The 14207-nt window shown below is 51.6% G+C and carries 13 protein-coding genes, 3 tRNA genes and 1 pseudogene; 11 read left to right on the forward strand and 6 right to left on the reverse strand.

What is annotated here, in order from left to right; all coding sequences use genetic code 11:
- Positions 1-151: 151 nt before the first annotated feature.
- Positions 152-1567, reverse strand: coding sequence for a dihydrolipoyl dehydrogenase (lpdA, locus tag BWM17_RS00335; RefSeq protein WP_309491886.1), 1416 nt, complete (start codon positions 1565-1567; stop codon positions 152-154).
- Positions 1568-1704: 137 nt separating this feature from the next.
- On the opposite strand from lpdA, the gene BWM17_RS00340 reads away from it, so the two are divergent.
- The 4 genes from BWM17_RS00340 (at position 1705) to BWM17_RS00355 (ending at position 5055) form a co-directional block, all read left to right on the forward strand.
- A complete protein-coding gene (locus BWM17_RS00340; protein WP_309491887.1) occupies positions 1705-2556 on the forward strand; it encodes a hypothetical protein in 852 nt (283 codons plus the stop codon).
- 275 nt (positions 2557-2831) lie between these two features.
- Positions 2832-3254, forward strand: a complete 423-nt coding sequence (locus BWM17_RS00345; protein ID WP_309491888.1) for a hypothetical protein — start codon at positions 2832-2834, stop codon at positions 3252-3254.
- Positions 3255-3269: 15 nt separating this feature from the next.
- Positions 3270-4859, forward strand: coding sequence for a cbb3-type cytochrome c oxidase subunit I (locus tag BWM17_RS00350; protein ID WP_309491890.1), 1590 nt, complete (start codon positions 3270-3272; stop codon positions 4857-4859).
- 121 nt (positions 4860-4980) lie between these two features.
- Positions 4981-5055, forward strand: a tRNA-Gly gene (locus BWM17_RS00355).
- A gap of 184 nt (positions 5056-5239) precedes the next feature.
- Here BWM17_RS00355 and BWM17_RS00360 read toward each other — a convergent pair.
- Positions 5240-5310, reverse strand: a tRNA-Glu gene (locus tag BWM17_RS00360).
- Between the two features lie 426 nt (positions 5311-5736).
- Between BWM17_RS00360 and purN the strand changes: the two genes are divergently transcribed.
- Genes purN through BWM17_RS00375 form a run of 3 tightly spaced genes read left to right on the forward strand, consistent with a single transcriptional unit; the run spans position 5737 to position 8496 of the window.
- Positions 5737-6489 carry a phosphoribosylglycinamide formyltransferase gene (purN, locus tag BWM17_RS00365; protein ID WP_309491891.1) on the forward strand — a complete coding sequence of 251 codons (753 nt, stop codon included), beginning with the start codon at positions 5737-5739 and terminating at the stop codon, positions 6487-6489.
- A 15-nt stretch (positions 6490-6504) separates the two neighbouring features.
- Positions 6505-7425, forward strand: a complete 921-nt coding sequence (locus BWM17_RS00370) for a bifunctional 5,10-methylenetetrahydrofolate dehydrogenase/5,10-methenyltetrahydrofolate cyclohydrolase (protein WP_414641309.1) — start codon at positions 6505-6507, stop codon at positions 7423-7425.
- A gap of 30 nt (positions 7426-7455) precedes the next feature.
- Positions 7456-8496, forward strand: a complete 1041-nt coding sequence (locus BWM17_RS00375; protein ID WP_309491894.1) for a hypothetical protein — start codon at positions 7456-7458, stop codon at positions 8494-8496.
- Positions 8497-8636: 140 nt separating this feature from the next.
- Here BWM17_RS00375 and BWM17_RS00380 read toward each other — a convergent pair whose 3' ends face one another.
- Complete coding sequence (locus tag BWM17_RS00380) at positions 8637-8834, reverse strand: 30S ribosomal protein S17e (protein ID WP_309491895.1); 198 nt, start codon at positions 8832-8834, stop codon at positions 8637-8639.
- Between the two features lie 217 nt (positions 8835-9051).
- On the opposite strand from BWM17_RS00380, the gene BWM17_RS00385 reads away from it, so the two are divergent.
- Positions 9052-9273 carry a histone family protein gene (locus BWM17_RS00385; RefSeq protein ID WP_309491896.1) on the forward strand — a complete coding sequence of 74 codons (222 nt, stop codon included), beginning with the start codon at positions 9052-9054 and terminating at the stop codon, positions 9271-9273.
- 191 nt (positions 9274-9464) lie between these two features.
- Positions 9465-9586, forward strand: a tRNA-Gln gene (locus tag BWM17_RS00390).
- A gap of 11 nt (positions 9587-9597) precedes the next feature.
- Here BWM17_RS00390 and BWM17_RS00395 read toward each other — a convergent pair.
- Complete coding sequence (locus BWM17_RS00395) at positions 9598-10698, reverse strand: peptidylprolyl isomerase (RefSeq protein ID WP_309491897.1); 1101 nt, start codon at positions 10696-10698, stop codon at positions 9598-9600.
- Positions 10699-10844: 146 nt separating this feature from the next.
- Between BWM17_RS00395 and BWM17_RS00400 the strand changes: the two genes are divergently transcribed.
- Positions 10845-11441: a CDP-alcohol phosphatidyltransferase family protein gene (locus BWM17_RS00400; protein ID WP_309491898.1), complete on the forward strand. Its 597-nt coding sequence runs from the start codon at positions 10845-10847 to the stop codon at positions 11439-11441.
- 55 nt (positions 11442-11496) lie between these two features.
- Here the strand turns inward: BWM17_RS00400 and BWM17_RS00405 are convergent, their stop codons facing one another.
- On the reverse strand, positions 11497-12345 hold the full coding sequence (locus BWM17_RS00405; RefSeq protein WP_309491899.1) for a hypothetical protein: 849 nt from the start codon (positions 12343-12345) through the stop codon (positions 11497-11499).
- Positions 12346-12445: 100 nt separating this feature from the next.
- Here BWM17_RS00405 and bcp point away from each other — a divergent pair.
- A pseudogene (gene bcp, locus BWM17_RS09645) lies at positions 12446-12905 on the forward strand (thioredoxin-dependent thiol peroxidase).
- 7 nt (positions 12906-12912) lie between these two features.
- On the opposite strand, the gene BWM17_RS00415 reads toward bcp, so the two are convergent.
- Entirely contained in the window at positions 12913-14118 is a 1206-nt protein-coding gene (locus BWM17_RS00415) for a DUF1152 domain-containing protein (protein WP_309491900.1), read from the reverse strand.
- Positions 14119-14207 lie beyond the last annotated feature (89 nt).

The following is a 14207-nucleotide window of genomic DNA, read 5'->3' on the forward strand; positions in this document are numbered from 1 at the left end:
CGGTTTGCAGAAGCCGTGGATCCAAGTTAATGTGCAAGGTTTTTATCAGGCAGCTTTCTTCTTCAACTTCAGGGGCTGTGAAGACTCTAGCCCAACTGAGCTGAAGCCGTGATGTGGATCTTGAGTGCAGAGCCCCTAGTTTTCAGCACTTTTAGGATAAGGTTCTCCGAAGGCTGTGAATGGCCCTCTTCTGGCAGTCTAAAACAGCCTCTTTGAAGGCTTCTGACAGGGTTGGGTGGGGGATCACGGTGCGGGCGACGTCTTCCACGGTAGCCTCCAAGCTGACCGCTGTTATGGCCCCTGAAATCAGCTCCGAAGCATGAGGGCCTAAGATGTGAACGCCTAAAAGCTCCCCGGACTCGGCTTCCGCAACGACCTTAACAAAGCCCTCAGCCGCCTCTAAGGTTACGGCCCTCCCGTTGGCGGCGAAGGGAAACCTACCTACCTCCACGCGGTGCCCTCGCTCCCTCGCTTGCTCTTCCGTGAGGCCTACGGCGGCGACTTCGGGGGAGGTGAACACACACCGGGGAATTGTTTCCCTTCGAAGGATGGAATTGCCCCCCAGCGCATTCTCTGCAGCCACCAGTCCCCCTGCATAGGCTTCATGGGCGAACTGCCCTCCGGCTACGTCTCCCACCGCAAACACTCGGGGAACGTTGGTTTCCATCCTCTGATTTACAGGTATGCCTTTCCTCCCAAAGGATACCCCCGCGTTTTCAAGCCCTAAATTTTCAACGTTGGGAACCCGGCCTGTTGCGAGGAGGACCTTTTCAGCTTCCACCTCCTTCACACCCTCTTTCGACGTTAAAGCCACTTTTTTCCCTTCGGGGGAGCTGGAAATCCGCTTAACCTCCACGCCCACCGAAACCTCAACTCCCCTACGGCGTAGCAGCTGCTCCAAGCGGGAGCCTATTTCACCGTCTTCCGCCGGTAAAAGGCGGGACATCATCTCCACAAGCCTCACCTCCGTTCCCAGCCCTGAAAACAGGGAGGCGAACTCGCATCCCACAGCGCCGCCCCCCATGATAAGCAGACTATGGGGGGCATTTTCTAATGCCAAGGCTTCATCGCTGGTTAGGACATCTTTCCAGTCGGCTCCCGGTATGGGCGGCTTCAGAGGCTTGGAGCCCGTGGCGATGATGATACTTTCAGCCTCCAACTCGAGCATCCCTTCGCCCTTTTCCACCACCCTAACCTTCCGAGGGCTGGTTAAGGCGGCGGAGCCACGGATGAGTTGGACCCCGTTTTTCTCAAGAAGATACTCCACGTAGCCTACCATCCGGTTTACAATTTCCTCTTTGCGTTTCATCAACCCCTTGAAATCCAAAGCTACACCTTGGACGGCCACGCCGAATTTATGGCAGCTTTTGATTTCGGAAAGCAGCTCCACCGACTTCAACAAAGTTTTAGTGGGAATACATCCTACGTTCGTGCATACGCCTCCAACCCTGTCTTTTTCCACAACAGCCACCTTACCTCCCAGCTGAGAGGCCCTGATGGCCGCAGTGTAACCTCCCGGCCCGCCTCCCAAGACCAAAACATCCAACCGGCCTAAACCTGCCACCATGAACGCTCAACCCCTGCTGTTAAAACGAAACTTTTTCTTCAACCTCTGTAAAAAATCCTTCCATCCTGCTGGGCGAGCAGCACATCAACCTTATAGGGCCTTGTTTCCGATGGTTGAAGTTGAGGGGCTGCAGCCTAATGGGGGAGACAGGAACCTACAAGGCTAAGCTTCAACATCTGCTTTTCCCCTTGTTAACCCTCTCCATGGCGATGGCTTTCGCCGCCCTTCTCTCGGCTGCTTATACTTCGCCGCCTCTGAACCCTCTGCCTTTTGAAGGCGGCCTCTCCGCCTCTGCTTACAATGCTCTGTACTACGCAGCCTTGATAGCGGGGATGGGGCTGGTCTTCTACCTTCTCACCAAGGCCGGTATGAGAAAAATTTTGAAGACTCTCATCCTCGGAGTCTACGCCCTCCTAGTTTTCGCTCTTGCCTCCATATATTCTGCTGCAGGCTTCTGGATAGCCGGTTTGAGTCCACCTTTCAGCTCCTACCTTGGGGGGTTAGGCTCGGTGGCAGTTGTTTTTCTGGCCCTCTACGCTGTTTTCGTCAGGGGCGGAGTCTGGAGGTCCATCGTCATGTTTCTGGTGGCCGCAGGTTTAGGGGCTCTCCTAGGCTTTACCATTCCAAGCCTCAGCGTCTACGCCATTCTCATCGCTCTCTCCGTCTACGATGTTTTCGCCGTGTTCAAGGGGCCTCTGGGGAGAATGCCTTGGACGGCGGAGCCAGAGGTTTTCACAGGTCTCATTCTCACCCACGACAATTTGAAAATAGGGCTGGGGGACCTAGCCTTCTACTCTATGCTGGCATCCCACATCTACCTTCTCCAAGGCTTTTACCCCTTCCTAGCGGCTTCCTTGGGGATACTTCTAGGCGTCTATCTTTCCCTCAAACTTTTGGAGCGGAGAAGCATGGTTCCGGGACTGCCTTTAGCCGTCGGCCTAGGGATAATCTTCACCCAGCTCCTCAACTTTCTCCAACCCCTTATTTGAAAATCCATCAGTTTAAGGGACTGGGGGAAAAGCTTCCTGTTCCTAAGTGATATGGACGGACTGCGCTAGGCTACTAGAAAAATATCAGAATATTGATAACATGCTGCACGCATAGTAAATTATAAATATATATTCCAAAATAATATAACTAGCGTGATAAATAATGACCGTACATCAAATCATAGACGTAGTATATATTCTGTACGCGGTAGGCGTAGCGACATTTATGCTTCTCTATGTTCGCAAAATCACGCAGAAAGGAGGGGGGTAAAAAGGTGGAGAAAGCGGAAAAAAGATGGCTGGTCATCTTAGTTGCCGTAGCAGTGGTCTTTAACGCTACAACGCTTTCTCCTCTAGTCCCTTGGCAAAACTGGCTTTTCTGGTCTCCGCCTACTCCAGTGGAAGAATTCCATATAAGGATGAAAAATTACACTTTCCAACTTCCCCCGGATGGGATAACAGTCCAAGTAGGTGAGCCTGTTAGGTTTATCGTGACGTCGGAGGATGTAACCTATGGTTTCGGAGTCTTCAGAGAGGATGGGAGCATCGTCTTCCAGATGCAGGTGCTCCCCGGGTATCGCAATTCGATCCTGTGGGTGTTCGATGAACCCGGCGACTACACCATCCGTTCCACGGAGTACTCCGGCCCATACCATCCCCACATGGTCTTACCGAATGCCATTCGCGTGGTGGAGTGAGGTGGAGGCTTTCCCATGACCTATGAAAGGCTTACTCTGCGTTATGCGATAATCTCAACACTGTTCCTAGGCCTAGCTGGCATTGAAGGTTTGCTGATGAGGGTGCAACTGGTGAACATTCCGTTGTTCGACTTCGAACACTACTACGCCATGCTGACCGTTCACCCGTTTGTGGGAATCTACGGATGGGCTTACTTGGGGGTGATAGGCGCCTTTTACTATCTCGTCCCTAAACTCCTTAACAAACCCCTCTACAGCCTCAAGCTGGCCGACGTGAACCTGTGGACCTTCGTCGCAGGAGTGCTCATCGTTTGGTCTTCCGGGCTTCTCACCAAGTTCGGCTCCCTCTACACCCTCTACTGGCCGCTGCCTGTGGAGAGGTTCCCTCCCAACAGCGTAGTCTTTTTCTCCTCAGGCCTACTGCTCATAGAACTGTCGGTGTTGCTGTTCATCTTCAACATCTTCGCCACCGTTTTCAGCAGAAAAGGGGAGAGTTCGGGGAAAACCTTCAAAAGTCTTCTCTTATCCGCCTTCGGGCTTGAGGGTTTGTCCCAACGGTTCAGCATGGCCCTCAGCAAGTTGGGAGTAAAGTCTTCCAAGCGTATGTTGAACGGAGGCAGCGGCTCCAATCCTCAACCCATGCCTGTGTTTGTTGTGGCGGTGATGCGGGGAAGCGTCGACGCTGTTCTCAACGCGCTGGTTCTAGCTGGGGCAGGAGGCTTGCTGTTGGCTTTCAGCCTGCCGGCGCTTTTAGCCGGTGTGATGCTAAACCCTCTCATCGTCGACCCACTAGTCTACAAGAACGTGTTCTGGTGGGGTTTGGATATGATTGCCGACGGCGATGTTTTGATATGGGTGGCTGGAGCCTTGTATCTTCTCGCTCCTTTACTCACAAACCGGAAACTTTACGCTGAAGATGTGGTGAGGAAGGTTATCCTAGCAGACCTTCTCATCTCCATGGGCGTGTGGAGCCACCATCTGATGTCCGACCTTCCCCAGCCTTCGTTTATGAGGCTGATCTCAGGGCAGTTCATAACTTGGGGTGAGTTCTTCACCATGGGGCTGACGTTTTTCGCCGTCCTGATGACCGTCTGGCTGGCTCGGCCGGTTAAGCTAACTATGCCTCTGAAATTCATGCTGGGGGGTATTTTCGGCTTCATGCTTGGAGGAGGTTCAGGGCTGCTTCAAGCCAACTACGCTTTGAACCTAGTCATGCACAACACCCAGTGGGTTCCCGGATTCCACATTCACCAGATGGTGCTGGTGGGGTTAGGCGGCGTCATCTTCGCTGTCATCTACGCTCTTCTGCCCATGTTGACAGGCACTGAGTTGAAGAGTCAGAAGCTGAGCAACCTTCACTTCTGGCTTTGGATGATCGGAGGCGTAGGTATGGCCTTTTCCATGGGGCTGGCGTGGACGCCGGGTATGCTGAGGAGAACCCTCTACCCTGACACTACCATCTACCTGCCCTATATGAGCTCAGCCATGTTCTTTGGAATACTGCTCGCCATCGGATTCCTAGCCTTCATCATAAACCTCGTCCATACCTACGGGCTGCGAACACTGGTAGGACTCTTCATACCTCAGAGGAAAACCAAACCCTAAACCGGCCGGACATCCCTAAATAGGCGAGCTTTTTTTCATGCCGCTGAAGACTGGAGGAGAATATCTAAAAATCCGGAGAGAGTTAAATCTAAGAGCGAGTAATAGTAGAAATCTGAACGGCGCGGCCGTGGTCTAGCCTGGCCTAGGACAGGGGCCCCCCAAGCCCCTAACCCGGGTTCGAATCCCGGCGGCCGCATTCAGCTACCCCGTTTACGGACTTCGTCTATCCTTTTGATCCATCAGCCTTTGCAGGCTTGCAAAATGCGAGAAGGGGAAAAATGGATTTTGAGTTAATTCTTTGAGCATCTCCTGCCGGTCTTTTTGACTGCAAATACGCATAAAGCGGAAATTTTAACCAGCAACATAAGAAGGTTTATTAGTGCTCCGGGCGGGATTCGAACCCGCGACCTCCGGCTCGAAAGGCCGGAATACTTGACCGGGATTTACCAGCCTGGCGCAGGAAAACCCCGCACCGTTTGAGGGCTGCCTATACTACCGGAGCTCCCTTGTCTGAGCGTGGCTTCGACCTTCTAGGTTTGGAAAGCTAGACGCGGGAAGGGTTTAAAAGACTTTCTTCAGAAAGACCTACTTCTCAGCCACCGGCAGCGGTGGCATTGCTGGCAGTTTCCGCGGCAGGTTTTGAGGTTTGAGTTTTTAAAAACTAGACGGCCGTCTATGAGTTCCACGTTGAAATATCTCTGTAAGCTGCAGTCTTCTTTCAAGTTTCGCATGAATAATTCTACAAAACGGATGGGTGGCGGAGTATTTTAGGGTTCCCTTTATCGTCTTAAATTCAGATAGGGGCCCCATAAAATATTAAAGTGAAAAGGACTAACTCTGCATCATCCTCAACGGTTAAACCTCAGGATGACCCACCATGGGCGGCTGCAATCTGGCGGTTTTGGCTTCAGGCGAAGGAACAAATTTCCAAGCCATAGCCGACCATGTGGCGGCAGGGGTTCTTCGAAACGTGAACCTGAGGGTTCTGGTTTACAACCGCCCTGAGGCGAAGGTGAAGGATAGGGCGGAAAAATGCCAGGTGCCTAGCGAGTTTGTTTCCCACGCAGGTAAGGACAGGGGAGAGTTTGACGAAGAAGTCATAGACACTCTGAACAGGTATGGCGTCGACCTCATTGCCTTAGCCGGCTGGGACAGGATACTTGGAGCGGAGTTCATTGAGAAATACCGGTGGAAGATATTGAACATCCACCCATCCCTACTCCCTTTCGCCGGGGGTAAAGGCATGTACGGCCGAAAAGTCCACAAAGCCGTCTTAGAGTCAGGAGTGAAGGTCACAGGACCCACGGTTCACTACGTTGACATAGCCGTAGACCGAGGGCCGATAATCGACCAGTATCCGGTACACATCGGCGACATCTACGGACTACCCATAGCTTGGGAGGACAAGATCACCCTTCTCGCGGAAAGGGTGCTTCTCTACGAGCATAGGCTGTATTCTAGGGTGATCCAGCTGCAGGCGGATGGAAGAATAAAAATTGAAACCGAAAAAGTGGAGAGGGAAGGCATGACTTGGGAGCTGACCATCGCAGTCCCAGATTACAGCGGAAACTGGCTTAAAGAATGGAATGAGAGGCAGAGAAAGTTTCTAGCCCTTCAAAACGAAAAATAGGAAGGTGCTGAAGCCATCGCAGTCCTAATGCACGCTGAACCGATTTTCAAGAAAATCAAGGAAGAAGTTAGAAGGGAACTGGCAGCCTTCAAAGAAGAGGGAATAACTCCCGGCTTGGCCGCCATCATAGCCACCGATAACCCTCCAGAGCTCCTCACGGCTAAAAAATACGTGGCCCTGAAAGAAGCTGACTGCAGAGAAGTTGGAATCTATTTCGAAGCCCATGAAATATGCGGGTATTCTCCTGAGGACAGGGAAAAAGCTTTGCTAGGCTTGATCGAGAAGCTCAATTTAAGAGACGACATCACCGGCATACTGGTTCAAATGCCTCTCCCAGGGTTTATCAACAGAGAGAGACTTCTTGAAAAAATAAACCCGATGAAGGACGTCGACGGGCTGACCCCCTACAACAAGGGTCGAATGCTGAGCTCCTACAGCTTGGAAGAGGATCTTCTCCCCTGCACGGCGGTGGGCATCGTGCAGCTGCTGGAGTATTACAGAATAAACCCAGCTGGGAAAGACGCTGTGATCGTGGGAAGAAGCGACCTAGTCGGACGGCCTCTGCGCATCCTACTTGAAGACAGGGATGCGACAGTAACATGCCTCCACCGGAAAACCAAAAACAAGTACGAGAAAGTAGCGGAGGGAGACCTCGTCGTTTCAGCCGTAGGGCGGCCTCCTGAACTTTACAGGGAAGACTCCTTCAGGCTTACGGCGGAGCTGATAAAGGACGGCGCTGTCATTGTGGGAGTGGGAGGGAAAAGAGACCCCGCCACCGGCAAGATGTACTTCGACGTGGATGTGGAAAGCGTGTCTGAAAAGGCATCGTACGTCACGCCCAACATCGGAGGCGTAGGCTTGATGACTCGGGCGAGGCTGCTGAAAAACCTGATTAGTGCAACAAGGCGGCTGGCGGAACAAGTGAAGCCCTACTGAATTTCAGTCCTTTCCAAAGGGGGAAGCTTGGTGAAAATCAGGTTCACGAGGATTGTTAGAAAAGCCAAGATTCTGACCGGTTCTAACAGTGTGGAGGAATACCGCCTAGAACACAGAGTCGACCCCCTAACCGGCCGCTTGTCCACCGTCTGCCCGGGAATAAAGGAAAAAAGGGGATTGTTCTTCGGAAAACCGGATTGGACCTTAGTCAAGACCTTGGCAGAAGAAAGCAAGGCCTCTTGCCCCTTCTGCCCCGAGAACCTTCAAAGCGCAACAGCGAGATTCTACAATCTGAAGAAAAAAAGGCTAAGGTTTGGGAAAGCCTGGGCTTTTCCGAACCTCTATCCTCGAGCTGAATTCGAGGCAGTGGCAGTCTTAACTCCCCGCCACTTTCTTGGCCTAAACCAGTTTACCCCTCGGGTTCTCTACGAGGGCTTGAGAGTACTCCTGGAATGCGCTTGGGAAGCTTGGGAATCTAAGCCTCGTTTAAAATACGCCTGCATTGGGGGTAACTATCTTTTTCCAGCCGGAGCCAGCCTTTTACACCCCCATTTTCAGCTTATCATGCGGGATCTTCAGTTTAACTATGTAAAGGAACTTTCCCGCTGCAGTGAAGCCTACCATAGGGAACAGGGGGAAAATTATTGGGAAGCATTGGTGAAGCAGGAGAAGTCCCGGGGAGAAAGGTTCGTTGGCTACGTGAACGGAACCTACTGGTTAACTCCTTTTGCCCCCCAAGGAATGGATGAGGTTCAGGCGGTGGTTTTGGGGAAATCTCACCTCTTAGAGCTTGATGCCTGCATTCTGAAAGGTTTAGCCTCAGGCCTCTCAAAAGTGCTGAAATACTACGACGAAACAGGACTCTCAAGCTTCAATATAGCTCTCTACTCGGAGGCCTTGGGTGTGAAAACAGAGCATTTCACCTGCCTTTTGAGGGTGATTTCAAGACCCAACATGCGGGAGAACTACACCAACTTCGACGGCTGGTACGCCCAGAAGCTGCTGGATGAAACAGTACTCGTGGATTCACCGGAATCTCGAGCGGCAGATCTTCGAAAACTTTTCCCATAACCGGTTTTTACGAAGGGTCTAACCTCGTTCGTTGAAAGAAGGTCGGAGGAGGTGCCTTTACATCCTCATAAGCCCGAGGCTTCGGTTCAGGTCAGTCTCCTCATTCCAGAGGAAAAAATTCGGCAACCCTATTTAAGAATTTAGCCTGAAAGTGCGCCGTGTTTTTTGATCTTGGTGATGTAACCTGCTATCTGGTCTTTGATTTTCTTCGACTCCGACCCAGTGAGTTCGTCTACTATTTTTTTGTTATGTTCAAAATCGGCTGTGAAGAGGTTGGAATACCTTTCCATCAGAGTCTTGGAAATCCTCTTGACTAGCGCTGTCTTAATGCGGCCCAAGCTTCACTCCCAGCACAGCCATAGATGGTTTCGTGAACTTCAATAAATCATTTTGCATGAGGGCTGAAAAACTGTTTTCTCGATTTTTTCGGTAAACTCGCCTTTTTTTGAGGGAGAGTGCTTCTTCAGTTCATTTTTTAAGCTGAAAGTTAACGTTAAGCCGATGCAAAAGTTTATTATGTGATTTAGGCTAAAAATATTATTGGTGCATGGAAAAATGTCCGAAAAAGAGATGTCCCTCGCCCCTCTCCACAGGCTGATAAAAAAGGCTGGCGCCTACAGGGTTAGTGAGTCAGCTGCCGATGAGTTGAGGAGATCCCTAGAGGACTTGGCGGTTAAAATAGCCAAGGAAGCCATGGATTACTGCGCTCACGCGGGAAGAAAAACCGTGAAAAGGGAAGACATCGAGCTGGCCTTGAAGAAACTTCTGAGGGAATAACACCATTTCAGCTCCGATGCTCGCCATCTGAAAGCTGAAGTTGCTGAGAGCTTCACTCTCACACTAATCCTTACTTTCGAAGTCTTTCTTAAACTGAACGTAAGCTGATCCAGCTTTCTATATGGAGTTCTGAAATGGTTTGCAGGGAAGAGAAAAAAATAAGGGCAGCCATTTAATACTTCGAAGAATGTAGCCCGGTGGTGTAGCGGTCAAGCATAGCGGGCTTTGGCTCGCCCTTCCGCGAGAAGAAACCCGCCGACGGGAGTTCGAAAGGCGCTTTCAAGGCAGCCCGAAAGTCTCCCCCGGGCTACCATACCCGCGGTTTTATGTGCGGGCTTTCTCAGCCTTCCATTTTTCCAGTTCTCCGTCGACGGTTGGGATCGTTTCTTCGGGTATTGCGCATCGCATGGGGCCTCCTCGGCAGCCTCCGCTCCAGTAGCAGATTCTGTGGCTTCTGAGGGCTATGATGTCCTTGGCTTTGAGGGGTTCGCAGCCTTGCATTCTCAGTTTGGCGGCTATATCCTCTGTCAAGGCTCCTCCACGAGCAGCGTCCCATCTGCCCTCCCGGTATAGTTGGATTAAAGCTTTCAGAAAACAGTAGACTTTTTCTCCTCTCTCGTCAAGAACTTTCCTCACCATGTCCCGGACAGAGTTCCTTCTGTCACCCAGTTCGAAGCCTCTTTTTTTATCGAAAAAATAATGCTCCCCTACAAACCGGTCGATGTTGATCCAGACAGGCCATCCGACCTTGTTGAGGATTTCAATGAATTTCTCGTCGGAGTTCACTTGGATGATTTTTTCTAAAGCTTCCTCTCTTTCCCTGTCGGTGAAAAACTGGAGTTTAGCCGTTTTATGTTTTTCATCAAACTGGTTAAACCATTCCAGCCCTGCCTGCTTCCCCATGTTGTAGAGGTCTTTGTCGTTGTAGTAAAATCGTTTAATCAACATCCTTCTCTCTGCCAACTTATCTGCGTGTTCACCTGCAAGGCGGGGGGCTTCATCTTCTACGTCCACTATTTCCAGCTTGAACTTTATCGCTCGCCCGGCTAGGGGATGGTTCAAGTCGAGAGTAACACTGTCCTCCCTCACCTCCACGATGGTGGCCATCTGGGTTTTCCCCTCCTCGGTTTTCAGCTGAACAATGACTCCCTCCTTAATCTGCTCAGATGGCCCTTGGAACATTTCCTTGGGAATTTCAACTGTCAGGTTTTCTTCCCGTATACCGTGGGCTTTCTCCGGGGGGATGATGACGGTTTTCTTGACCCCTTTCTCAAGCCCCAACACAGCTTCTTCTAAGCCTAGAAGAACGCGGCCTTCCCCCACTCTAAACTCGATGGGGTCTCTGTGAAGGGTGGAATCGACCACGCGGCCGTCAACTTCGGCGATGTAATGCACCTTCACAAGGCTTCCTTTCTCAACAACCAAAAACTTCAACCTCTCTGAAGATGAAAAGATAGTTCGATATAAATACTCTCCTCCATCGAAAAGGAAAGGGCAACGCGAAACCGAAAGGAAAAATCATAAAGATGGGAAGCCCGTTAACCTATCGTCCGTGAAGGCAGAAACCCATGTTGACGAAGCTGAGAATCCGCGTGGAAGAGCTGCTGTGTACACTAGCCGAAGGGCTTCTGAAAGCCGGCGTCGGCCCCAACACCATGACCGCCCTAGGTTTCATCCTAGCGGTTTCCGCAGGCTATTTTTACGCGTTTTCCCCCCAACCACGGTTTATTTGGCTGGCTGCCTCCCTACTCCTTATCTCAGGACTGTTCGATGCTTTGGACGGGGCGGCGGCTAGGCTCAGCGGCCGGGCTACGAGTTTCGGAAGCTTCTTAGACTCTCTGCTGGACAGATACAGCGACGTAGCTGTCATCTTCGGAATCACTCTCTCTTACAGGGAAGTTTCAGTCCTCGGGGTTTCCGGAATGATATGGGGAATACTGGCTCTCACCGGTTCTCTGTTGGTGAGCTACACCAGAGCGAAGGGGGAAAGCCTAGGCATTTCCATGGGGGGAGTAGGCTTGGCGGAAAGGCCGGAGCGCATCCTCATCATATTTGCTTCCAGCATCTTCCTCCGGCCGGATTTGGGTTTGGCCGCTGTGGCCGTGTTATCCAACCTAACCGTGGCTCATAGGAGCCTTCACATTTACCGCCAATCCAAGCCCAAATAAGCTGGCTTTTAACCTCCGCTTTCGCCTTCAAAGTGACACCTGCGGTTGAAAAGAGCTAGGATGCTTCCAGCTGCTTGAACATCTTCAAATATTCGGTTTTGATGTCTTTCTCCCTCTCCTCGCTTCCTAAGACTTTCACCAAAAGCTCGGAGGGATATTTCTTCAAGTCCTCCATCAGGAAGCGAGGGGAGGTGAGCAGAAAATAGGGCTTGGCAAGTTGAACCAGTTTTTCAGCTTCCCATCCTCCCCTCTGGATGGCCGCCCTGATCTCTTCAACCTCGATGCCTAAGGCTCTGGAGAAATAGTGAGCGGATAGAGACACTGCCTTTTCCAAGGTTTCTTCGAAGGAGATAGGGAGATAGAAGAGAGGCTTCCTCAGCCACCACCTCTTCTCTAGTCTCGGAGTCAGATAGAGGTAGTGCCGGATGGGTGTGCCTGCGAATTTTTCCCTAACCTCTTCGTTGACGCTTAACATTCTTTTACCTATCCCCGCGAGGAGGATGGGCATGGGGAGGGGGCTCAACTTTTCCACCGCCTTTTCCATCGCCTCTCTCCATATCTCTAAGGGCTTCCCCCTCTTTCTTTTGAGGGGATATTTCGAAGATCCGAGAACCAAGGCTATACCGGCATGCCTCTCTCTGCCTTCCACTGTGCGGACGAATTCTTCCAGAAGCCTCTCCGAATCTTCAGCTAGAATTTGCAGAGTGTACACAGCACGGCTTCGCCCTTGTGTTTCGCAGGCTTCCAAAAACCTTTGATACGACCTCAGGGGTAGGCCTTCTTTTTCGGCGTCGAAAACATGGTACTGTGTCAGCTTGGGGGCGCTACCTATGAGGTTGACGATGTCCTCATCGGAGATCTCGCTTCTCTTGTAAGCGAAACCGACTAAGCGGCTGTTTTCCATTTTCCAAAGAGAATTGGGCGGCTTCTCCTTATTTAAATTTCACAGCACGGGTGAATAGGCTTATCGGGTGGGGCGTCTAAACAATTGTTTAGGGGACGTTATCTTGGTTGAGGTAGGCGATATGGCTCCGGACTTCACCCTCATGTCCGACAGCGGCAGGGAGGTTTCCTTAAGGATTACCGGGGAAAGAAAGTGGTCCTCTACTTTTACCCGAAGGACGGAACTCCCGGATGCACCCAAGAAGCTAAGGAGTTCAGGGATTTAGGTGAGAAGTTTGAGGAGGAAGACGTGGTCATCTTGGGAGTGAGCAAAGACAGCGTTGAGTCTCACCGGAAATTTAAGGAGAAAAACCGTCTGCCCTCCCCCTTCTAAGCGACCCGGAGGGGAATGTTCTGGACCTCTACGGGGTTTGGAAGCGGAAAAGTCTTTACGGCAGAAGTTTTCTAGGCGTGGAGAGAACCACCTTTCTCATCGACGAGGAAGGGAAGGTGGTGAAAATCTATCGGCAGGTTAAGGTGAAGGATCATGCGAAAACCTGTCTCCTTGACCTCGCAGGTTGAGCGACGGCTACCCCGTAGGTTTTGCCCGTCCTCCAGCTGGCTTTCCTAGGCTTGACTTCGGTGAAACCCGAATGGGCAGCCGGCTTTTCCGCCGAGTTTTCTCCCATTCCTTGTAGGAGGTAATGTTCAGCCTCCTGATTTCAGCTTCAAAATCCAGCTCCGTGAAGACTCCCCTCCGGTGTAGGGCTTCGTTGGCTTCCCAGAGGGATTTGGAGCCTTGAATCCTCTGAGCTAAGGGGCTTAGGCTGAACAAGGTTTTTGCATCGAGGTAGAAGGTGAGGGTTGAAAGAATCGATACGTGAACCTTCCTCGTTCCCTCCCTTATGCGTGTTAGGCCTCTGAATCCCCTGGCGGCCATGAGGGGAATGTTGCTGGCCTCGGTGAAAACCATCTGCGAAATTTTTTCCATGAGTTTTACATCCTCAGCGGTCATTCCCCAAGCTCCGAGATAACCCCCCGCCCTCGCCACCTCAGAAAGCCGGCTTAAAATCTGTCCTCCGGAGAGTTCCCCGTCGCTTCCAAACCCGAAGACGCCGATGACCGGTGAGCCCCCCAGCTGGGCTAGGGCTGAAAGCATCATGGCGTCGGCTAATGGGGAGCGCAGGCCTTTTTCGCTCCCTTTCGCCAAGACATCTCCTCCGCTGTCGATGCCGAAGACTAAGTTCACGCCCAGCTTCTTCAAAGCCTCTTTCAGGCCCGTACATAGGCCTTCAACTCCCAAGGTCAAGTCCAGGAGGAGAACTTTTTCACCCGTAGCCTCTGCGAACCTAGCTGCTTGGAAGACGACGCCTTTCCTGCTCTTAGTCTTCTTCCCCGCCAAGGCAACGGTTTCGGAAAGAGGGTAAATGTTTTCCATTTCTTTTAGAGGACGAGGCCCCGGCTCAGAGTCCACCACAAACCTTTCCCAAGGGACGGTTCCGAAAAACACCTCCCAACCGGCATGCTTGAGGAGATTGGCTGTAGGGACAGTGGCGAGAATGTCTCCTCCGCCTCCTATTCCCGCCACCAAACACCGCCCACCCTCAGCTTTACCGAGAACTTTCTCCAAGAACATGGGGTGAACCCCCGGAGTCTGTTTTTCGGGGTGGTTGAAGCTGAGCCTAGGCGGCCTTTCAGTCTGGCTCTGGGAAATACACAGCCTTACGGGTGATTTCCAGAGAGCAGGCGTTATGGGTTGAGCAGTGCCGCTGGCATGCTTGAGCGGTTTCCTCATCGGAGTAACCCAACCCGCATAGTTCGCAGGTGTAAACGTCTTTCCCGTCCTTCCTTATCTTTTTAACCAAAGTGCCACCATCCATCGAA

This window comes from Candidatus Hecatella orcuttiae, assembly GCF_002009985.1.
Classification (GTDB): Archaea; Thermoproteota; Bathyarchaeia; order Hecatellales; family Hecatellaceae; genus Hecatella; species Hecatella orcuttiae.